Source organism: Metabacillus niabensis, from assembly GCF_902829255.1.
GTDB classification, from domain to species: Bacteria; Bacillota; Bacilli; order Bacillales; family Bacillaceae; genus Metabacillus; species Metabacillus niabensis.
Genome location: NZ_CADEPK010000211.1, coordinates 1 through 21,165, shown reverse-complemented (window position 1 = coordinate 21,165; position 21,165 = coordinate 1). Strand labels below are relative to the sequence as shown.

Here is a 21,165-nt window from a genome sequence, read left to right as displayed (position 1 = left end):
TTATAATAGAATGGAAAAAAGACTTGATAATTATCAAGTCTTTTCTCTTTGTTCAATAGCAAATTGGTTGATCCAATAGAAATTTGTCAACTTATTAAAATTATCTGTCAACATTATAGGAAAATCTGTCAACTTTTTAAAAAAATCTCTCAACTTTGCAGTAAAATCTGTCATTCGACTTCATTCGTCATATTTTTTTACAAATAAAAAACCCGATCCTCTAAAAGAGAATCGGGTTTATCATTTTAAAAAGGTGCCGCGATTGCCGCATCGTATTATAGAGTTTTAAACCACCACTCCTACAAGTGGGTGTTTGCAGAAGCTTTCGTATCGTCCTCTACTCAGATGGAGGCATGATATTCCGACTTCAATATAAAACTCCCTATTTCAGCTTAAAGGTTAAAACTTTATAAGAAATGCGTACAGCGCAGCTTGTATAGTAATAATACTAAAAATGAACTGAAATTGCAACTCATGTTCTTATTTTCTTTTCGTTTTATGAAAGTTCCCTTAATTGGTAAACCTCACCTTCTTAATAAGAAGGCCATCCTTGCGAATCCCAATACAAATCATTAATGAGCATTGTTGGCATTCCGTTGTTTTCAGCATCATAGGCATGACGAATAATTATATTATTATTGTAAACATCTTGATGACCTGGTCCCTTCCAACGAACATTACCTGCATCCATAATTGTACCGCCGCCATTCATCATGCTCACACCATTTTTATCGACGTATGGACCTGTAATATTTTTGGAACGGCCATAAGCAATTTTGTAAGTGCTATTCACACCTTGACAGCAGCTATCAAAGGAAACAAATAAATAATAATAACCGTTTCGGTAAGTGATGCTTGGAGCTTCTATTGGATTGTTAGGAATATTTGGTCTTGATGCAATTGAATAAACTGTACCTGTTGGTTTCATCGTATTTTTATCTAATCTTGTTAATTTAATTCCACTCCAAAATGATCCATATGAAAGCCATGGGTTTCCTTCAGCATCAATTACAAGGTCACCGTCAATCGCATTAAAATTAGAAGAGCTCGTTGATCTTACGACTAAACCATCATCTCTCCATTGTCCAGACGTTATACTATGGGTCGATAATAAGCCAATAAGTGAATTATTTGTACCAAAGCTTGAAACAGAATAATAAAGCCAATACCTACCATTATAATATTGGATATCTGGTGCCCATTGATTTGACTCATGGTTTGGTACATATGTTTTCCACCATGATGGAGCAGTCGGAAAAATAACTGGGGTTGTATACCAATTCGTCCCATTGTCAGAGCGTAATACACGAATTCCATTTTTCCCTACTTCACCTGTTCCAAACACATACCATGAATTTCCTTCTTTTATAATTGAAGGATCATGGATCATTCTTTCTCCTTCAACATTCCAAAATACCCCATAAGCCTGCTGGGGAACTGCGATCATTGCTAAAATGATGGCAATCCATGAAAAATACTTCAACCGTTTCAAATTCTTCTCCTCCTCTTTGTTCCTTAATAATTACGATGTTAAAACATATTTACAAACATCACCTCCCTTCGAATGTTAAACGCTTTCATTTTGTACAAAAAATAAGACACACGATGATACAAAACTACGAATCTCACAGTTTGCATCATCGAATATCTTATTATGTTCACGCATAGCTGTCCTATAAAGTTCGTTCTAGCTCACCATTTTGAGCCATTTGGAGAAGGACATTTTTTGTTTGTGAATTTTGCTCGATATTCCACTAAGCAGCCGCTATAGGAGCAAGTAGTCCCATACATTAACGACGAACAGGCTTTACAAGTATCTAACCTTAAGTGATACACATCGTTTGAAACAATGAGTTGCTCATCGCCCTTATGCTTAGTAAGAATGTGTTCAATTTCTTCTCGTTTTATGATGACATTTCTTGTACAGCCTTTACATGTATTTGTTGTCATCTCTACCATCACCCTTTTTTACTCAATTGTTAAGCTAACAACTGACATTGGAGGTAATGATACTTGTAATTCGCCATTTTCGATTTTTGCACCTGTAAATTCAGTTGGTTTTACAGCATCTGGTTGTTCAAATGTATTATGTGCATCCATTGTGTCAGCCGTTAAAATCGTACCAGAAAGACTTGCGATTTGTTCTTTAATACCGCGAAGCTGGATCGCGAAAGATGCTGATTCTTTATTGTCAATATTACATAAGCCAATATGAACCTTTCCATCTTTATCCTTTGATGCTGTAATCGAAATTTGATCAACCTCTAAATCCTCATATTTATGACGATTCACATTAGCATCAACGGCTAAAAGCGTTGCATCCTGGTGTACTTTGTACATATCAAATACATGGTATGTTGGCGTAAGAATCATTTTTTCACCTTCTGTTAATACCATCGCTTGAAGTACGTTAACGGTTTGGGCGATATTTGCCATGTGTACACGATCACAATGCTTATGGAAAATATGAAAATGAATGGCTGCAACAACTGCATCACGAATTGTATTTTGTTGATAAAGGAATCCTGGGTTCGTTCCAGGTTCAACATCAAACCATGTCCCCCACTCATCAACGATCATCCCAACACGTTTTTCAGGATCATATTTATCCATAATCGTACTGTGTTTCGTAATAAGTTCGTCCATAAAATAAGCTTGTTCGACCGTTTTAAACCATTCATACTCTGGGAAGCCAGTTGCTGCACCCTTACCTAACCAAAAATCACCAGGTCTTGTATAGAAATGTAAGCTTAAACCGTCCATATAGCGACCAGCTTCACGCATCAACACTTCTGTCCAGTTATAATCATCTACATTTGCTCCACCAGCAATTTTATAAATTTTGTTATCACCATAGTTTCTTACATATGTTTGGTACCTACGATAAAGATCAGCATAATATTCTGGACGCATGTTTCCGCCACACCCCCAGTTTTCATTGCCAACACCAAAATATTTCACATTCCATGGCTCTTGTCTTCCGTTTTCTTGTCTCCAGTTAGCCATTGGTGATTCGCCGTCAAATGTCATATATTCAACCCATTCTGACATTTCTTGAACTGTACCACTACCAACGTTACCGCAAATATATGGTTCACAATCTAGTAGTTCACATAGCAACATAAATTCATGTGTACCAAAGTGATTGTTTTCAACAACGCCACCCCAATGAGTATTAACCATACGTTTACGGTTTTCTCTTGGTCCAATTCCATCTTTCCAGTGATATTCATCAGCAAAACAGCCACCAGGCCAGCGAAGAACAGGGATATTAATTTGTTTTAGCGCTTCCAAAACATCATTACGAATTCCTTTTGTGTTTGGAATTGGCGAGTCTTCTCCTACCCAAATCCCCTCATAAATGCAACGACCTAAATGTTCAGCGAAATGACCGTAAATATGTTTGCTTATTTTCCCTTTTTCAACATCCGCATTGATTACAACTTTATTTGACATGATTTCATCCCAACCTTTTTATTATAGATTCATAGATTCATCGAAAAATAAGAGGTAGAGCATTTCGACAAGTATACTTGTTCATTCGATTAACTCTACCTCCTATTATGTTAAGAAACCTTATTTATAAACGACGTCATTCCAACGTAATTCATTTTTAAATGCATGTTTATTTGTATCATTGTTGATAACAACACACTCAATACCAACTAGTTCAGCAAAGTCTCTTAATTGATCAACTGTTACTTTGTAAGAGAACACTGTGTGGTGAGCTCCGCCAGCAACGATCCAGTTTTCTGCACCTTCGCTTAAATTTGGTTGTGGAGTCCAAAGAACTCGTGCAACAGGAAGATTTGGCATATCAATTTCAGGCTGTACAGCATCTACTTCATTAACGATTAAACGGAAGCGATGTCCTAAGTCAATAATTGATGCATTTAAAGCCGCACCGCTCTTTCCATTAAAGATAAGGCGAGCAGGGTCTTCCTTACCACCGATACCTAGTGGATAAACAGCGATTTTTGGTTTTGTTGCTGTAATTGTAGGGCAAACCTCAAGCATATGTGAACCAAGAACAAGCTCATTTCCAGGTTCAAAGTGATATGTGTAATCTTCCATGAATGAAGTATCTTCATTATCAGCAATAATTTTAGAAATACGTAAAAGTGCAGCTGTTTTCCAGTCACCTTCTCCGGCAAATCCATAGCCTTGTGCCATTAATCGTTGTACAGCAAGACCTGGTAATTGCTTCATACCATGTAAATCCTCAAATGTTGTTGTAAATGCTGTATAATTTCCAGCTTCTAAAAATGCTTTCATACCAAGTTCAATTCTTGCTTGGTAACGAATTGATTCACGAACAGGACCGTCTTTAAGACCTTCTGGAACAATATCGTATTCTGCTTCGTATTCGTTCATTAACTCGTCGATTTCCTGTTCTGTCACTTCATTCATTTTTGCGACTAAGTCACCAATTCCGAAACCATCAACTGTCCAACCAAGCTTAATTTGCGCTTCTACTTTATCGCCTTCTGTAACAGCTACATTACGCATATTGTCACCGAAGCGCGCTACTTTTAAATGTTTGCTTTCAGAGAACGCAACCGCTGTGCGCATCCAGCTTCCAATCGTATTTCTTACATCACTGCTTTCCCAGTGACCGACTACAACTTTACGCTTTACATGTAATCTGCTACCCATAAATCCAAATTCACGGTCACCATGAGCGGATTGGTTTGTGTTCATGAAGTCCATATCGATCGTATCCCAAGGAATGTCACGATTAAATTGAGTGTGTAGGTGTAGCATCGGTTTTTGTAATGCAGTTAATCCAGCAATCCACATTTTAGCTGGTGAGAAAGTGTGCATCCATGTAATAATCCCTGCACATTTTTCATCAGCATTTGCTTCAAGACATAATCTGCGGATTGAATCTGCTTCTTTTAATACGGTTTTAAATACCAATTTATATGTAACCGCTGGGTCACTATCTAAGCCTTCTGTAATTACTTTTGAATTTGCTTCAACTTCACGAATTGTATCGTCACCGTATAGGTCTTGACTTCCTGTTACAAACCAAAATTCATATTCTTTCACTTTTAACATCTCTGATTCCCCCAGTAAGTTGTTATTGATTTACTTTTGATGTAGTCTTTTGACCGTAGTAAGCATTTGCTCCATGCTTGCGAAGATAATGCTTATCAAGTAAAAATTGGTCAATTGGCTGAATAGCTGGGTTTAATTGATACGTATGAAGGGCCATCTTTGCAACTTCCTCTAACACAACTGCATTATGGACAGCTTGCATCGCATCTTTTCCCCAGCAAAATGGCGCATGACCAGATACTAAAACACCAGGCATTGCAACTGGATCAAGACCAGCGTTTTCAAATGTTTCGATAATGACGTTACCTGTTTCCAACTCATACGCACGTGTGATTTCATCCTCTGTTAAAGGTCTAGTACATGGAATTTCTCCATAATAATAGTCTGCATGAGTTGTACCTAAAGCAGGAATTGGACGTCCTGCCTGAGCCCAGCTCGTTGCCCATGGCGAATGAGTATGAACGACACCACCTAGTTTAGGAAATGCTTTATAAAGCGCAATATGTGTTGCCGTATCTGATGAAGGACGTAAATCGCCTTCAACGACTTCACCATCTAAATTAACTACGACTAAATCTTCCACTTTTAATTCATCGTAAGGGACACCACTTGGCTTAATAACTACTAATCCCTTTTCACGGTCAATCCCACTGACATTCCCCCAAGTAAACGTTACCATTTGATACTTTGGCAGAAGTAGATTAGCCTTTAACACTTGCTCTTTTAATGATTCAAGCATTCTCTTAATCTCCCCTTTTTATGAAGGGTGGCACAGCTTGTTAAAAAGTGATGCTGTACCACCTTATATTTAGGTATTATTGAGTGACTTTATCCTTTTGTGTGACGCTTTCTCGTTTGATTTTCTTTAAGTTTTTCATGACATCATTTGCACCGCGTCCAAAATAGTCATATAGACGAGTATATTCAGCAAATAATTGGCTATATACTTCAGTGTTTTTTGGATTTGGACGATACACTGTATCTTTTAAACGTGCCATTTCTTTTGCAGCGTCTTTTATATCATCATATCCGCCACGCTCTTTACCAGCTGCCACTGCTCCGAACATCGCAGAGCCTAAAGCAGGTGTTTGAGATGAAGCTGAAATACGGATTTCCATATTTAATACATCAGCATAAATTTGCATCATTAACGCATTTTTCTCAGCAATCCCACCGCAAGCATACACTTCATGAATCGGTACACCGTTCCCTCTAAATGCATCAACGATAGTACGAGTACCAAATGCTGTTGCTTCGATTAGAGTTCGGTAAATTTCCTCAGGCTTAGTAAGCAATGTAGCACCTAATAAAACACCAGTTAAGTCAGCATCAACCAATGTTGAACGGTTTCCATTCCACCAGTCAAGAGCAATTAAACCGCTTTCACCAACTTCAAGCTTTGCAGCCTTTTCAGTTAATAGTTGGTGGATGTTCATTCCCTTAGCTTCAGCTTCTTCATAGTAGCTTGCTGGTACACAGTTCTCAGTAAACCATTCGAAGTGGTCACCAACACATGATTGTCCTGCTTCATATCCCATAAATCCCGGGATAACGCCATCTTCTACAACACCACACATGCCTGGAACTACTTTTTCCTCTTCACCAAGTAAAATATGACAAGTTGAAGTTCCCATAATCATTAGAAGCTTTCCTGGCTCAGTAATTCCAACTGCAGGCACTGCAACATGGGCATCAACGTTTGCAATAGCAATTGCTGTACCAGGCTTTAAGCCAATCATTTTCGCCGCTTGTTCTGTTAATTCCCCAGCCTTTGAGCCAATTGGGTAAATGTCAGTTGATAGTTTCTCTTCAACAACATTTTCCAATCTTTCGTCAAGCGCCTTAAAGAACTCTTTAGAAGGATAGCTATCTTGCTTGTGCCAAATTGCTTTATATCCTGCCGTACAACTATTTCTTTTTAGCTCTCCAGTTAACTGGTATGTTACCCAGTCTGTTGCTTCAACAAATTGGTCTGTTGCTTCATATATTTCAGGCGCTTCATTAAGGATTTGCCATAATTTTGGAAATAACCATTCAGAGGATATTTTCCCGCCGTATCTTTGCAAAAATTTCTCTCCTCTTGCTTCAGCAACCTCATTTAAGCGATTTGCCTCATCCTGTGCTGCATGGTGCTTCCAAAGCTTCACAAATGCATGTGGATGATTTTTAAATTCTTCGGTTAAGCAAAGAGGTGTTCCAAATTCATTTATCGGTAAAACTGTACATGCAGTAAAATCAATCCCAAGTCCAATAACATCTTCAGGAGAAATGTTGGCTTGTTTTAGTACATCTGGAATCGTTACTTGTAAAACTTCCATATAATCAGTTGGATGTTGAAGAGCCCAGTCATTTTCAAGCTTTGTTACTCCATCAGGTAAAAATTCATCCATTACACCATGTGTGTAAGGTTTAACTGATGTTGCAATTTCTTTTCCAGTACCGATTTCTACAAGTACCGCTCTTCCTGATTGTGTCCCATAATCGACACCAATTGAATATTTAGCCATTCTAGTCACCCCAGCCTCTTTCTTTCTCATACCCAAACATTTTTCTTATAAAATATCATTACTAGTTCATTTCTTATCATACGTACAAGTTAAAGGCTATTTCATATAGATAATTGTTAAAATTCAAATAGTAAAATACTAATTTTTTAAGTAATTCAACTTATACGTATAACCTTAATTAGATTTTAGCACTTATCGATAATTTTTCAATACAAATTTTCAATATTTCTTTAAAAATTGTACTTTTTTTGCCGATCACCCCTCTAACTTATCCTTACAAGTTGGTTTTTTAACCTTTTTTGCGTTTTTTTCCGATTAATACAATCCCTTGTTTGTCTTTTCCCGTAAAAACGAGTGTAGGATTCCAGCATTCGTAGTCCCATGCTGGCAGGACAATGATTTCAGCACTTGATAAGTCATTCGTTAATGTTAGCTCAACTACATTATTCTGTTTTAATTCCCATGAACCTTTACTATTTTTGCTATGAACTTCTCCATCTCTAGTAAACTCATAAACTTCCGAACAAATCATTCCATTGTTATGTTTATCTTGTATAATAATATCCCATACACCTGGAATCTCCTCTTGATCGATAGGTTGTTCCTCTTCCCCTGCATATCTTTCTGGAGATACAAGCGGCCAGCCATCTTCAGTCCAGACAATTTTACGAATATGAAGACCGTGGTGGATTTTTGTTCGTTCTCCCCTAGCATGGTGACATATATAGAAGTTTCCATTGTCTTGTAAAACAGAGTTATGTCCCGGCCCGATCCAGCCTTCTTTGTCAGCAAATTTATAACCGCCGAGAATTTTTAAGCCTGTCTCATTCGGATCGATCTCAATGTCTCTCATATCATTGCCGTTAATATCAAGATAAGGACCTTCGATTCTATCCGAAACAGCTACGCGAATATTATAATCTCTGAATAATGAATCATATGAAACAAATAAATAATACTTTTTCAATTCTGGATGGTACACAATGTATGGACCTTCTATTGCAGCTTCAACACTTTTCGGACGGCGCGCTAAAAGAATTCCTTCATTCTGTTCGGCACGCTTCCCTGTGCTAGGGTCAATTTTACATAGATAAATACCTCCAAAAAATGATCCGTATACCATCCAAGGTATTCCGTTTTCATCAAATGTTATGTTCGGATCGATCGCATTTGGTCCTGATACACCATGCTCGGTTTTAATCACCTCACCTTGGTCTACCCATGGTCCTTCAATATGCTTACTTGTGGCTACACCAATAAATGACTGATTTTTACCGAATTGGCTAGCAGCATAATATAAATAATAAGTATCTCCATATTTAGCAACATCTGGTGCCCAAAGTCCTAATGCTCCAGTCCATTCAAACGCAGCTTCCGGAATTTTATCGAACGCATGTCCGACCCATTCCCATTTAATTAAGTCTTTTGATTTCCTAATTTGGATACCTCCAGACGGTGGTCCACCAACTTTTGCATCTGTTGAAAAGACATAATACGTATCACCATCCTTAATAAGTGCTGGATCGTGTACATTATGTATCGTCCATAATTTCTCATTGTTGGCGATTGATTCGTCATATAAATCATCTTTTACTGGTTCATTCGGATAAATCATTCTTCTTCCTCCTCAACAAACTGCTTTCCCCATATAGCAGTCCCTTCATTATTTAGGCCTGTAAAAACAAGTGTAGGCTTCCATTTTTCATAATCCCACTCAGGCAAGATTGTTACTTCATCAATCCAATAATCATCAGGAGCTTCATTTGGGGCATACCAATAAAGCTTTAATGTATTTTCGTCTAGCTCCCAATAATCTTCTCCATTAGCATCATTTATTTTTCCATTTTTTAATAGCTTAAGATTAGTAGATGTTTGCATGCTATCATCAAATCGCGGAAATTCGATTCTCTCCCAATTTCCTATTAAATTTTCTTCCTTTATTTGAGCGGAATCTTTCGGTTTTCCCGCATATCGTTCTGGAGATACAACTGGCCACCCATCTTTAGTCCATATAATTTCTCGTACATGGAGATGTGACCAATACAAGTCCTCACCAGCTCTTGCATTATGTGTTAAATAGTATTTGTCCCCCTCTTGAAGCAGACCATTATGACCTGTTCCAAGCCAGCCGCTATCATCATTAAATGCATATGAGTTAATAATTTTTGTTCCTGTATCAAACGATTCATCTGACGTGTCTATCATATTTTTACCATTGAAATCTACATATGGGCCTTGGATATCCTTTGAACGTGCAACCCGAACATTGTATGTGTCCTCCAAATAGCCATATGAGACTGTTAAATAAAACATATCTGTATCACGGTTATACATCATTGCTGGTGCTTCAATTTCAAAATCATTGCTTTTCCGTTTCGCAATGAGTGTTCCTTCTTCACCAGATTTTTTCTGCTTTCCTGTTGTTTTATCTAATTCAGTAATAAAAATCCCACCAAAGTAAGAGCCATACACCATCCACGGATTTTCGTTTCTATCTATTATGATCCCTGGGTCGATTGCGTTTACTGTTTTTTCGTCACCCTCTTTTGTTTTTATAACAGGTCCTTGATCTTGCCATGGACCTTCAATGGATGAACTAGTCGCTAAACCAATATATGAGTTTCTCGTACCGAACTGGGAAACCGAATAATAAAGATAAAATTGACCATTCATTTCAACAACATCTGGTGCCCAAAAGGTTGTTGTATTTCCATTAGTCCACGCTTTCGCTTCAGTTGATAAGTCATCAAAGACTCGTCCAACAAACTCCCACTCTATCATATCGTGCGATTTTCGAATTTGAATACCTGGAAGTGGAGTCCCTGCAACCATATAATCGGTTGAAAACGTATAATACCAACCATCTACCTTAATGATTTCTGCATCATGGGTATTATTCGTTGACCATTTTGTTTCATCGTGGATAATATCAACATTCACCTTTTCAAATGGTAATTCTTGAGGAGATGTTGGATATTGGGAATTTCCAAGCTTTTTAGGAGTTTGATTCGTTTGATTAATATAATAGAATCCAGCAAACGCCATTACGATGAGTAGAATCAATATCGAAATAAAAAGCGTGGTTTTCTTTTTTGTTATCATCATTATTTAGCTTCTTTCTCTATTAAATAGACGATTTACTTACTTTGCGTACATCCAATCGTTAAACAGTTTTTCCCTACTTTTCAATTATTAAGTGGCTGTAATTGATTATCTTTTTAATAGTAGAAAAGGCTGACTATCATCATAATCAGCCTCTCCTTTATTCAGATTGAATGCATTAATTTGTATCAGGTCTAGGAACTCCAAAGTTTGGCGTTCCATCCTCATTCCATTTAATCGCTTGAACGCGTGCGTGGCGATTTGGATCGTATAATGGATCTCCTTCAATCTCCTTGTAGCTTCTAGCATGATAAACAAGCAAATCTAGTGAACCATCCTCAGATACTGTAAAGCTGTTATGTCCAGGCCCATATTGACTATTAGCTTCATTTGTTGTAAAGACAGGCTCAGGTGATTTCACCCAAGACTTCGGATCCAATAAATCACTATCTTCATCTGCAGTTAATAATCCCATGCAATAATGATGATCAGTAGCACTTGCTGAATACGTCATGAAAATTTTGCCGTTTTTCTTTAAGATTGCTGCACCTTCATTTACTAAAAAGCCAATTTTCTCCCAATCATATTCTGGAGTTGTAATACACACTTGTTCACCTTTCAATGTCCAAGGATTCTCCATTTCAGAAATATATAGGTTTGAATTCCCTTCAATCTCAGGGTCTTTTTGTGCCCATACATAGTAGCGAACACCTTTATGCTCAAACGATGTAGCATCTAACGCAAATGATTCCCACTTCGTTTTTACTTGTCCTTTTTCGACCCATTCTCCCTCTAGTGGATTAGCTGACTCATTTTCAAGAACAAACATGCGATGGTCGAACAAACCTTCATTTGTTTCAGTTGTACGTGCTGCTGCAAAATATACATACCATTTTCCATCGATATAATGCAGCTCTGGCGCCCATATATTAGCACTCATTAATCCGCTTTCATGCTTTACCCAAATTGTTTTTTCTTCAGCTTCAGCTAAGCCTGCAATTGTCTTTGCACGACGAATAGCAATTCTGTCGTATTCAGGTACTGAACCAGTGAAATAATAATACCCATCTGTATGTTTATACATAAATGGATCTGCACGTTGTTCAATTAGTGGATTTTTTACGTTATATTCAGTCATATTAACAACTCCTATATCATTAATTTGATGTACATTGTAAACGGATCATATTCCAAGACATTCTTGGTAAAGTAATTTCGATATGATCTCCAGACTTATTGGAAACATCGACATTTCTTGGTTTCACATTGTCTGGATTAGCAAAATTATTAACCGCATTCAGATCTGTCCCATCCATAACAACATGCTCAATTACTTGGACAGAACCAAAGGAACGGAACTGTGCATCCAACACTAAATCCTCATCCTCAGAACAATTTAATGCAAAAATACTTAGTGTATTATCCTCTGCATTATAAGTTGTCGAAGATTGGACTAGCGGAATATCACCGTGGCGATTTGTCGCAAGCTTCGGTGCTTCTATTAATGTGTTTAGTACTTCCCCTCTACCATAATTAGATACTTGATAGAAAGGATAGAAGATTGCTTGTTTAATAGCAGGACCACCTTTTTGGGTGAAAATTGGCGCAATTACATTGACTAATTGGGCCAAGGAAGCCATTTTAACGCGATCGACATGCTGCAATAGTGTACACATAAGACCACCAAATACTAATGAATCTAATAACGAATAGATATCCTCTAAAATTGGTGGTGCTACTTCCCAATCCTTTAACTCAACCTTCTTTTGATACCATACATTCCATTCATCAAATGAAATATACATTTTCTTTTTACTTCTATATTTCGCTTGCACATAGTCAGCTGTACTTGCTATCGTTTTTATAAAGTTGTCCATATCAGCGAATGAACCGAGAAAATCATTCGTATCGCCTAAATTTTCGTAATAGCGGTGGCATGAGATATAATCAACATGTTCGTACAAATGCTCTAATACGACGCGATCCCACTCAGGGAAAGTAGGCATCTCAGCAGAAGAGCTGCCACATGCAACTAATTCAATGGTCGGATCTACCCACTTCATTATTTTCGCTGTTTCTCTTGCTTTTTTACCGTAATCCTCCGCACTTAGTTGGCCAATTTGCCATGGACCATCCATTTCGTTCCCTAAGCACCAAACTTTAACATTATATGGATCCTTGTGTCCGTTTTGGATTCGTAAATCACTCCAATATGTATTCCCTGGATGATTACAGTATTCTACAAAGAATCCAGCCTCTTTCGGTGTTCCTGTACCTAAATTAACAGCAAGCATCGGTTCGATATTTAACTTGTTTGCCCACTTCATAAATTCATCAATTCCAACCTCATTGGGCTCAGTCGTTCTCCAAGCAAGATCCAATCTTCTAGGTCTGTTTTCTATGGGACCGATTCCATCTGTCCAATCATAGCCTGATAAAAAGTTCCCTCCAGGATAGCGGACAATTGGTACGTTTAATTCCTTTACTAAATCCATGACATCTTTACGGAAACCATCCTCATCTGCAGTTGGATGTCCCGGTTCATATATCCCCGTATAAACAGCACGACCTAAATGTTCAATAAACGAGCCAAATAGCTTAGGGTCTACTTGACCAATTTTATAATTTTTGTCAGCAAAATAGGTTACTCGTTTCATATCATTTCACCTCTTATGTCGTTTATCTGTTATTTCCTCTAATTTGAAATGAATATTCTTAGAAAGCTGCCTACAAGAGACAGCCTTTTCGCGATTAAACAAAAAGTGGCAGGAATCCGGTAAACTAGCTAGCCCATTCTAGTTATCGAAATAGATTAGGCTAGCTAGTTTACCTTAAACCGCCACATGTATTTGTTTTTTCGTGTATCGCTGTAATTGCTTTAGCTTCCTAGCATTATCCTTTGACACCTGAAATCGCAACAGATTCGATTATTTGCTTTTGGAAGACGATAAATACAATTAACATTGGTAATAACGATACAACAGATGCAGCCATAATTAGTGGGAAATCACTTTGAATGGCATAGGTAGCATTAAAGTTCGCAATAACAATTTGTAATGTTTGTTTTTCCGGTGAGTTTAAATATAAAATTGGCGCTAAATAATCATTCCATATTGCCATAAACCATAAAATCAATTGTGCAGCAACAGCAGGTCTTACTAATGGGAAAATAATACGATAGAAAATCTTAAAGTATGAGCATCCATCAATTTTTGCTGCTTCAATTACTGAGTTCGGAATACTTGTTAAATACTGCCTTAAGAAGAAAATCATCATAATATTTCCGAATAGCCCAGGAACAATAAGTGGCAATAATGTATCGACCCAGCCAATTTGTGTAAAAATCATAAACTGTGGAATCATTACAACTGGATATGGAATCATCATTGCTGTTAAAAGCAATAAGAACAGTTGATTTTTAAACGGGAAATTCAATTTACCAAACGCAAATGCAGCTAAGGCTGACGTAAATGTACCAATAACCGTTACTGACAATGCGATAATTAAGCTGTTTTTAATCCCACTTAAAAGCGGACCCTTTTCCCAAATTTCTTTGTATTTAATCGGATCAAATGATTCTGGGATCCAAACTGGAGGCAATGCATATACCTCTTGAATGTTTTTAAATGAGGTAGCAACCATCCAAATTAATGGTGCGATCATAAATATTGCACCGATTGTTAAAACGACGAAAATAATAATGTTTGTTATTCGTTCTGTTTGTTTTAAAGATTTATATTTTACTGTTGGTTCGGTTTTCTTTTCTACTACTGCTTCCATTTCTACCACTCCTTTCTCATGCAAAAGCGTCGATTAATCAAGATCGTATGATTGTTTTTCGTTCACTCTAAATTGAATTAACGTTACGATAAAGATGAATATTCCTAATACGACAGCCATTGCAGAACCATAACCCATTTCAAAGTTTCCAAAAGCCTTTTGCCAAATATAGAATACAGCAGTTGCTGAAGAAAACTCTGGACCACCAGTAGGTGTCATAACATTGATCTCTGTAAAGAGCTGTGCCCCTCCGATGATGTTTGTAACAACGATGAAGAATGTAACAGGTTTTACCATTGGTAGAGTAATATTTTTGAATACTTGGAAAGCATTTGCACCATCTAATTTAGCAGCCTCGTAATAAGTTTTCGGAACACTTTGTAATGCCGCTAAATATAAAAGCATACTGTATCCTAAGCCTTTCCATACAGTCATTAAAATTAAGGCTGGTTTTACTGTGTCTTTATTCATTAACCAGCTAGGACCGTCGATTCCGAAGATAGCTAAAAATTGGTTTACTAAACCGAAGTCACCGTTATACGCAAACTGCCATAAAATTGCGACTGCCGCAATCGATGAAATAACAGGGATATAATATATTGTTCTAAATACTTGAGTACCAGGTATGCCGCGGTTTAAACCGATTGCAAGTAATAGCGCTAAAACTAAACCGATTGGAATTCCTAGCATCATAAATACAGTATTGTACAATGCTTTATGGAAGGACTCATCTGTTAACAGGTCAATATAGTTTTGTAAGCCAATCCACGTCATTTGACCTAAACCGTCCCAGTTAGTAAATGAGCCATAAATGGAATAAAGTGCTGGAGCTAATGTAAAAACTAAAAATCCAATAACAGGTGCAGCAATAAAAATATAAGCATTTCTTCGCTCACTACGATATAACTTTGAAGTTGATGTTTTCATTTCTTCTCCCCATTTCTCTTAAAAGGCTACGAGTTAAACCTTAACTACTAGTAGAGAGTTAATAAGTTAAGAGGGTGCTAGCCTATTACTCTAGCACCACAATTCATTAACAGGTTATTTCTTTTTAGCTGTTTCCTCTTGTTGAATTGATTTGTCTAATAATTCTTGCATTTTAGGTTGAGCTTCTTTTACATATTCTTCAGCAGTTTTCTTACCGTCTAAGACAGGTTGAATATTTTTGAAGAATTCATCATACCATTCACCAGTGTAAGTGAAGTTTGTTGGTAAATCACGACCGTATTCGCTAATGATTTGTAAATATTCTTTCTTATTTGCAGGCTTGATTGAAGTATCATTAGCCCATTCTTCTGCTACTTTAGTGTTATTTGGTACTTGAACTTGTTGGTCAACTAATGCTTGTTGTCCTTCTTCATCAGCTGATAAATATAAAGCAAGCTCTGTAGCTAATTCAGGGTGCTTTGTTTTTGCAGATACACCAATTCCTAATGAACCAATCCAAGCACTTGTTTCTCCAGTTGAACCAACAGGCCATGGAAGTAAATCAAATTCAAATTTTAAATCTTTAAATGCTGCTAAGTCCCAAGGAGCAACTGGGAAGAAACCAATTTGTCCTTGCATGAAACGTTGGTACGTATCAAGTGTTTGTCCCTCAGCAATAGAAGGTGTTACACCGTGAACGTTTTGTAAATCAGCGAAAAATTGTAATGCTTCAATGAATTTAGGGTCATCTACTGTTACTTTTGTATGTGTTTCATCTAACCAGTCAGCACCATTACTCCAAACAAATGGTTGTAATGACCAGTTAACATTTAATCCAGTTCCCCATTGGTCAAGCTTTCCATCACCATTGTTATCCTTTGTTAACTGCTTGTTAACTTCTAACCACTCTTCAAGTGTGTATGGCTTGTCCGGATCTGGTAATTCGATACCAGCCTCTTCGAACATTGTTTTGTTATAACCAAGTGCAAATGGTCCTAAGTCTTTCGGTAAACCATAAATCGCGCCTACACCAGCTGTTTCTCCATCATATCGATATTTGTTAATACCAGCTTCCCAAATGCTTTTAACTTGTTCTGATCCTTCAACATCCTTAGTGATATCCTTTAATACACCAGAGTTAACATATGCTTTTAAGTTACCAGGATTGTAGAAGAATACATCAGGTACACTCTTACCAGCAATTGCTGCTTGTAATTTCGTATCGTATTGATCACCAGTTGTTACTACTACTTTTACTTTTACGCCAGGATTTGCTTCTTCAAATTTCTTTACTACATTTTTATAGGCAGTTTGTTCATGAGGTTGTCCACTAAACATGAAAGTTAAATTTTTAGTGCCACCTTCTCCTCCAGAACTATCTTTACTGCCACATGCGCTTAGTACTCCAGCTAACACTACAACGAGAGCTGCTAAAAACATTAATTTGCTTAGCTTCTTCTTTGATTTTTTAAACAATTTAATCCCCCCAAAGCTTATTTGTTAGATAAGAGCCTTACGCAGCAATTTGTAGAATCTTGTCTATATTTTTGCAAATTGTTATGTAAGCGCTTCTTTAAATCAATAGTATTATACCTGTTCGTACATGTCAACAACTTTTTTTAAAAATAAGTACATGTAAAAAATATGTCGATCTATATGTACGTACATCTATTGATTTTCCGCCTTTAAACCTGTAAGGATTTATTCTCTTAACAAATTTCAATTGACACTTTAATTAAACTGTTTTTTCTAATTATCATCTAGAATAGTTGCTTCCTCGTAAGTCCTGAATTCCCCTCCTAAAATACTCAAGGGAAACAACAGATCAAAAAAAGAGAATGCTTCAAAAGTACATCTGTTACGTAACTCTTGAATCATTCTCTTAGTTTAATTTTCTCTTTTTAACTGTTGAACCGTTTTAAATTTAGCATAATAACTAAAAAAGGCGAAATACGCGATTGCCACACCCATTAGAAATGGCATCAAAAAGGTTAATTTTGTTAAGCAAAGATAAAGAATTGCCAAATTCATCATCCCAACGATTAAGCTTTTCCCTGGGTGGATAATCATAAATATCAAGGCTTGTTTAAAAGCAGGGAACAACTTGATATTATGGTGAACAATCACAGCAAAGAAATACGTTGTAAAAATGAAAAGCAAAAGTAAAATCATTAATAAAATGATTGTTACATATATGTTTTGTTTAACTAAAAAGGCAATATCCGCAATTCCGATCGCCCAAAGTGGTACAAGGATAAGCCCGCCTAGTAAACTCTTTCCATAGTTTTCACGGTATAATGCCCAATACTGTTTAATAATTGAAAAATCATGTTCACCGGTAATCCACTTTCTCACAACACCGAACATAGCAGATGTAGCTGGGAAAAACAAAAACGGGGCTAAAACCGCTATGAATAGAAGATTCATCACGATAAATGGGACATCGTCTGTTAACAAAATTGTAAAGACAAAAAAGCTAATCGGCAAATTAAACAATACCCATAAAAAATTAGTTAACGCGAAACGTGTAAACCATTCTAATAGTTTAAAAATCCCTTCAAAAACTGATGTCGATTGCATATCTGTCCCTTCTATCTACTTAAGATTTTCTTAATGATCTCATCATATTCCTTAATAACCAATGAAGGTTGATGATGTGATTGCGGCTTACGATTTCGGTAATTAAACCAAATCGATTTCCACCCCGCTTCAATTGGTGGTGCGATATCATTTTCCCATGTATCGCCAATATATAGACATTTTCCTGCTGATATTTTCACCTGTTTTTGAACATATTCAAATACCCTCTTGTCTGGCTTTGTCAGACCGATGCCATCAGAGATAAAGATGAGTTCATTTGAAATGATACGGTCAAGTTGCAATGCTATTATTTTTGACATTTGATGTTCTACTGGTCCATTCGTGATAATTCCAACAACTTTATCTTGATTTTGCAGCTCTTTAATAATTGATTTCACATGTGGAAATAACTCAATAACTTTTTGTTCATATTGGTAACGTTCTTGAATTTCTATTGCTTGTTCATTTGAAAGATCTATTTCGAATTCTCGAAGAGCGCATTTTAATCTTTCGCTCCGAACCTGCTCTATGGTCAATTCACCTTTCGTATATGACTTCCAAAGCAAATCACTGTAAAAACGCACTCTTTTATAAATAACCTCATAATTTGCTGGGTCTATTTGTAGTTTAGCGTATTTAAGAGCAGATTGAAAAGGCAATAATTGGTCATACAATGTATCGTCTAAATCGAAAAATATCGCTTCTGCATCTGGAAGATTATACAGCATGATGTGTACCTACAAGCTCATTCCAAAATTTAAGCATTGTATAACGATTTCTTAATAAATGCGCCTTGTTTAAGCTATTTTGAACAAGCTCAGCATCAATTTTTAAATCAGACGGCTGCGTAGGTCCTTTTACTTTATTTAGTAAATCCCCTACAGTATCTGCATTTGGTAAAGAATCGATTACCTTCTGGATCTCTTCTTGCTTTTCTAAAATTGCTGAAATGATTTCCTTTTGCTTATCCTTTAGTTCTGCTAATCTCGTAGAATTGCTTATTAAGTCTTTCACATCATTTTTATAAAGCTTCAAAATTAGCTGTGTTGACACTCCAACCTTTGCTCCATGGAGGACTTGCGGCTTGTCTTGTTTTAAAAATTCCATTTCCCAATAATGTGACAAATGGTGTTCTCCTCCTGATGCTGGTGATGAATGACCAACTAACAGCATCGCTAATCCTGACTCTATAAGTGATTCGATTAAAATTCGAATTCCCTCTTCATTTGCTGCTGCAATGAGATCTACATTGTCGACGCATTTTTTTAACGATGCCTCGGTTATCGATGCTGATAAAGAACAATATGGTTCACCTGCCGTTAAATGTGAGAACCTCCAATCAGCAAGCGAGGTGAATTTTGCTAGCATGTCACCAAAACCAGCAGCAATCATTTCCTGTGGCGCTTCTTTTAAAATCGTCAAATCCGCAAAAATCGCAATTGGGGACTGCATTTGATACGTTGTTTTTACCCCTTTAATAACTACAGGAGCACCCATTGAATTAAACCCGTCAACAGAAGGGGCTGTCGGAACAGAAATGAATGGTTTCCCCATTTTAAAGCTGGAAAACCTCGTAATATCATGAATTGTACCAGAGCCTACTGCAATGACAACCTCAGAATCCTGTGATATCCCTAACATCGCTTCAATAAGTGCGATTTCATTTGCGATTACATCACCTTGTTCATTCGGCTGAATCAAAACGACTTCAGTTTTTACATTAGATGCATTTAACGCATCTGATAGCTTTTGCCCCGCAACATTAAATGTAATCTTATCTGCTACAATGGAAACTTTGCGATATGACTTGCTTCTCATGTATGAACTTGCTTGTTCTAAAGCATCATGACTAACGACAATTTCCTCAATTGTACACTCAAAATGATCGTTACCACATGAACAATCCTTGGCAAGATTTGAAAGCTCAGTTACTGAAAGCATTAAAAATTCCTCCTTTTTCTCTGTTCAATTCAACAGCCAAAAGTATGTTTCTGCTTCAAATTTCCTTAAATAACATACTTCGATTCATTAGAATTTTTAGAAATGGCACTTGTAGAATTTCTTATGACAATTTCGGGTTCGTAAACCTTTTGTCTCGTTTCCTCCCAATCACCATTTTCAACTGCAGATACGATCCACTTCGCTGCTTCAATTCCCATATCCATCTTTGGATGAGTAACAGATGTTAACTTTATTTCACTTGCCTCTGCTAAATAAGAATCATCATACCCAACAATTGACAATTCCTCAGGCACTTTAATTTCAAGATCCCTTAATACATTTAGCACTTTAATGGCAATTTCATCATTGTAACAAACAATTCCCGTCGGTTTCTCGTCTGAAACGAGTATATCCTTCAATTTTTGAAGATATGTTCCTTCTTTTTCCTCAGTTGTATACGTAACAATCATTTCAGGGAAAAACTGAATATTATTTTCACGAAATGCTCTAATAAAGCCTTGCATCCGGTTTAACCCTTGATTATCGTCACTTTTAAAAATCCCGATAACTTTCGTATGACCAAGTTTTATTAAATGGTCCGTTGCGATAAAACCGCCTTTTTCATCATCAAGAATTATATTAGGAGGATTTAATTGTGGATAATATTGATTGATCATTAAATAGGGAATTTGGTTTTGTTCCATTTCAAGATAATAATGAAGGTTTGGATTATAGCTACTACTTCTTGTTGGTTCTACGATTAAGCCATCAATATTTCGGCTTAACATCGCTTCTAAACATTGCTTTTCCTTTTCAGGATCATTATCCGTACACGCAAATGTTAATGAGTAGCCATGTGATGATAGGTATGATTCAATTCCTTTAATAATTGATGGGAAAATATAATCAGAAATATAGGTTGTAATAACACCAATATTTTTTCCTGTCGAGCTTACTGGCTGAATTTGGATTTGTTCACGTCGGTTCGATACAAATGTACCTGCCCCTTGCTCACGATATAACCAGCCTTCATGAACTAAGTCTCCAACAGCCTGCCTCACCGTATGTCGACTTACTTCGAACATTTTTACTAGCTCATTTTCCGAATATATTTTTTCTCCAGGTAAAACCTTTCCTTCATCTATCCATTCTTTTATTTGATTTTTAACCATGCTTGCTTTTGTTTGTTGAGCCATTATGTCACCACTTTCAGCTTGTATGTTACGAATTCAACTTATTCGTACAACTAAAAACATTATACACTAAG

General features: G+C 36.8%; 17 protein-coding genes. All 17 read right to left on the bottom strand.

Going from position 1 to position 21,165, the window contains the following annotated elements; translation table 11 throughout:
- Nucleotides 1–532 precede the first annotated feature (532 nt).
- Nucleotides 533–1,447, bottom strand: a complete 915-nt coding sequence (locus tag HU235_RS13910; protein WP_174880569.1) for a glycoside hydrolase family 43 protein — start codon at nucleotides 1,445–1,447, stop codon at nucleotides 533–535.
- Nucleotides 1,448–1,692: 245 nt separating this feature from the next.
- Nucleotides 1,693–1,950 carry a DUF6171 family protein gene (locus HU235_RS13905; RefSeq protein WP_174880568.1) on the bottom strand — a complete coding sequence of 86 codons (258 nt, stop codon included), beginning with the start codon at nucleotides 1,948–1,950 and terminating at the stop codon, nucleotides 1,693–1,695.
- An 18-nt stretch (nucleotides 1,951–1,968) separates the two neighbouring features.
- A complete protein-coding gene (locus HU235_RS13900) occupies nucleotides 1,969–3,456 on the bottom strand; it encodes an alpha-N-arabinofuranosidase (RefSeq protein ID WP_145581797.1) in 1,488 nt (495 codons plus the stop codon).
- 120 nt (nucleotides 3,457–3,576) lie between these two features.
- Entirely contained in the window at nucleotides 3,577–5,061 is a 1,485-nt protein-coding gene (araA, locus tag HU235_RS13895; RefSeq protein WP_174880567.1) for an L-arabinose isomerase, read from the bottom strand.
- Nucleotides 5,062–5,083: 22 nt separating this feature from the next.
- On the bottom strand, nucleotides 5,084–5,800 hold the full coding sequence (gene araD / locus HU235_RS13890; RefSeq protein ID WP_095302813.1) for an L-ribulose-5-phosphate 4-epimerase: 717 nt from the start codon (nucleotides 5,798–5,800) through the stop codon (nucleotides 5,084–5,086).
- Between the two features lie 76 nt (nucleotides 5,801–5,876).
- Nucleotides 5,877–7,568: a ribulokinase gene (gene araB / locus HU235_RS13885; RefSeq protein WP_095302812.1), complete on the bottom strand. Its 1,692-nt coding sequence runs from the start codon at nucleotides 7,566–7,568 to the stop codon at nucleotides 5,877–5,879.
- Between the two features lie 289 nt (nucleotides 7,569–7,857).
- The gene (locus HU235_RS13880; protein ID WP_145581794.1) at nucleotides 7,858–9,183 is read right to left on the bottom strand and encodes an arabinan endo-1,5-alpha-L-arabinosidase; all 1,326 of its coding nucleotides are present in this window, start codon (nucleotides 9,181–9,183) and stop codon (nucleotides 7,858–7,860) included.
- On the bottom strand, nucleotides 9,180–10,673 hold the full coding sequence (locus HU235_RS13875; protein WP_145581793.1) for an arabinan endo-1,5-alpha-L-arabinosidase: 1,494 nt from the start codon (nucleotides 10,671–10,673) through the stop codon (nucleotides 9,180–9,182). Before HU235_RS13875 ends, HU235_RS13880 begins: the two co-directional genes overlap by 4 nt.
- A 175-nt stretch (nucleotides 10,674–10,848) precedes the next feature.
- On the bottom strand, nucleotides 10,849–11,808 hold the full coding sequence (locus HU235_RS13870; protein WP_145581792.1) for a glycoside hydrolase family 43 protein: 960 nt from the start codon (nucleotides 11,806–11,808) through the stop codon (nucleotides 10,849–10,851).
- 19 nt (nucleotides 11,809–11,827) lie between these two features.
- The gene (gene arfA / locus HU235_RS13865) at nucleotides 11,828–13,327 is read right to left on the bottom strand and encodes an arabinosylfuranosidase ArfA (RefSeq protein WP_145581791.1); all 1,500 of its coding nucleotides are present in this window, start codon (nucleotides 13,325–13,327) and stop codon (nucleotides 11,828–11,830) included.
- 235 nt (nucleotides 13,328–13,562) lie between these two features.
- Nucleotides 13,563–14,450, bottom strand: a complete 888-nt coding sequence (locus HU235_RS13860) for a carbohydrate ABC transporter permease (RefSeq protein WP_145581790.1) — start codon at nucleotides 14,448–14,450, stop codon at nucleotides 13,563–13,565.
- Nucleotides 14,451–14,483: 33 nt separating this feature from the next.
- Nucleotides 14,484–15,377 carry a carbohydrate ABC transporter permease gene (locus HU235_RS13855; protein ID WP_145581789.1) on the bottom strand — a complete coding sequence of 298 codons (894 nt, stop codon included), beginning with the start codon at nucleotides 15,375–15,377 and terminating at the stop codon, nucleotides 14,484–14,486.
- 114 nt (nucleotides 15,378–15,491) lie between these two features.
- Entirely contained in the window at nucleotides 15,492–16,817 is a 1,326-nt protein-coding gene (locus HU235_RS13850) for a sugar ABC transporter substrate-binding protein (protein ID WP_145581829.1), read from the bottom strand.
- A gap of 447 nt (nucleotides 16,818–17,264) precedes the next feature.
- Nucleotides 17,265–17,957, bottom strand: coding sequence for a YesL family protein (locus tag HU235_RS13845; protein WP_174880566.1), 693 nt, complete (start codon nucleotides 17,955–17,957; stop codon nucleotides 17,265–17,267).
- An 11-nt stretch (nucleotides 17,958–17,968) separates the two neighbouring features.
- Nucleotides 17,969–18,685 (bottom strand): HAD family hydrolase, encoded by a 717-nt coding sequence (locus HU235_RS13840; protein ID WP_174880565.1) that lies wholly within the window; start codon nucleotides 18,683–18,685, stop codon nucleotides 17,969–17,971.
- Entirely contained in the window at nucleotides 18,675–19,898 is a 1,224-nt protein-coding gene (locus HU235_RS13835) for a sn-glycerol-1-phosphate dehydrogenase (protein ID WP_174880564.1), read from the bottom strand. Before HU235_RS13835 ends, HU235_RS13840 begins: the two co-directional genes overlap by 11 nt.
- 65 nt (nucleotides 19,899–19,963) lie before the next feature.
- Nucleotides 19,964–21,094 (bottom strand): GntR family transcriptional regulator, encoded by a 1,131-nt coding sequence (locus tag HU235_RS13830; RefSeq protein WP_095302802.1) that lies wholly within the window; start codon nucleotides 21,092–21,094, stop codon nucleotides 19,964–19,966.
- Nucleotides 21,095–21,165: the final 71 nt, after the last annotated feature.

Excerpts from the sequence above, each read along its gene's own strand:
- HU235_RS13830 (WP_095302802.1), bottom strand. The coding sequence starts at position 21,094 with ATGGCTCAACAAACAAAAGCAAGCATGGTTAAAAATCAAATAAAAGAA.
- HU235_RS13840 (WP_174880565.1), bottom strand. The coding sequence starts at position 18,685 with ATGCTGTATAATCTTCCAGATGCAGAAGCGATATTTTTCGATTTAGAC.
- HU235_RS13910 (WP_174880569.1), bottom strand. The coding sequence starts at position 1,447 with ATGATCGCAGTTCCCCAGCAGGCTTATGGGGTATTTTGGAATGTTGAA.
- HU235_RS13860 (WP_145581790.1), bottom strand. The coding sequence starts at position 14,450 with ATGGAAGCAGTAGTAGAAAAGAAAACCGAACCAACAGTAAAATATAAA.
- araA (WP_174880567.1), bottom strand. The coding sequence starts at position 5,061 with ATGTTAAAAGTGAAAGAATATGAATTTTGGTTTGTAACAGGAAGTCAA.
- arfA (WP_145581791.1), bottom strand. The coding sequence starts at position 13,327 with ATGAAACGAGTAACCTATTTTGCTGACAAAAATTATAAAATTGGTCAA.
- HU235_RS13850 (WP_145581829.1), bottom strand. The coding sequence starts at position 16,817 with ATGTTTTTAGCAGCTCTCGTTGTAGTGTTAGCTGGAGTACTAAGCGCA.
- HU235_RS13835 (WP_174880564.1), bottom strand. The coding sequence starts at position 19,898 with ATGCTTTCAGTAACTGAGCTTTCAAATCTTGCCAAGGATTGTTCATGT.
- HU235_RS13855 (WP_145581789.1), bottom strand. The coding sequence starts at position 15,377 with ATGAAAACATCAACTTCAAAGTTATATCGTAGTGAGCGAAGAAATGCT.
- araD (WP_095302813.1), bottom strand. The coding sequence starts at position 5,800 with ATGCTTGAATCATTAAAAGAGCAAGTGTTAAAGGCTAATCTACTTCTG.
- HU235_RS13875 (WP_145581793.1), bottom strand. The coding sequence starts at position 10,673 with ATGATGATAACAAAAAAGAAAACCACGCTTTTTATTTCGATATTGATT.
- araB (WP_095302812.1), bottom strand. The coding sequence starts at position 7,568 with ATGGCTAAATATTCAATTGGTGTCGATTATGGGACACAATCAGGAAGA.
- HU235_RS13870 (WP_145581792.1), bottom strand. The coding sequence starts at position 11,808 with ATGACTGAATATAACGTAAAAAATCCACTAATTGAACAACGTGCAGAT.
- HU235_RS13845 (WP_174880566.1), bottom strand. The coding sequence starts at position 17,957 with ATGCAATCGACATCAGTTTTTGAAGGGATTTTTAAACTATTAGAATGG.
- HU235_RS13880 (WP_145581794.1), bottom strand. The coding sequence starts at position 9,183 with ATGATTTATCCGAATGAACCAGTAAAAGATGATTTATATGACGAATCA.
- HU235_RS13900 (WP_145581797.1), bottom strand. The coding sequence starts at position 3,456 with ATGTCAAATAAAGTTGTAATCAATGCGGATGTTGAAAAAGGGAAAATA.
- HU235_RS13905 (WP_174880568.1), bottom strand. The coding sequence starts at position 1,950 with ATGACAACAAATACATGTAAAGGCTGTACAAGAAATGTCATCATAAAA.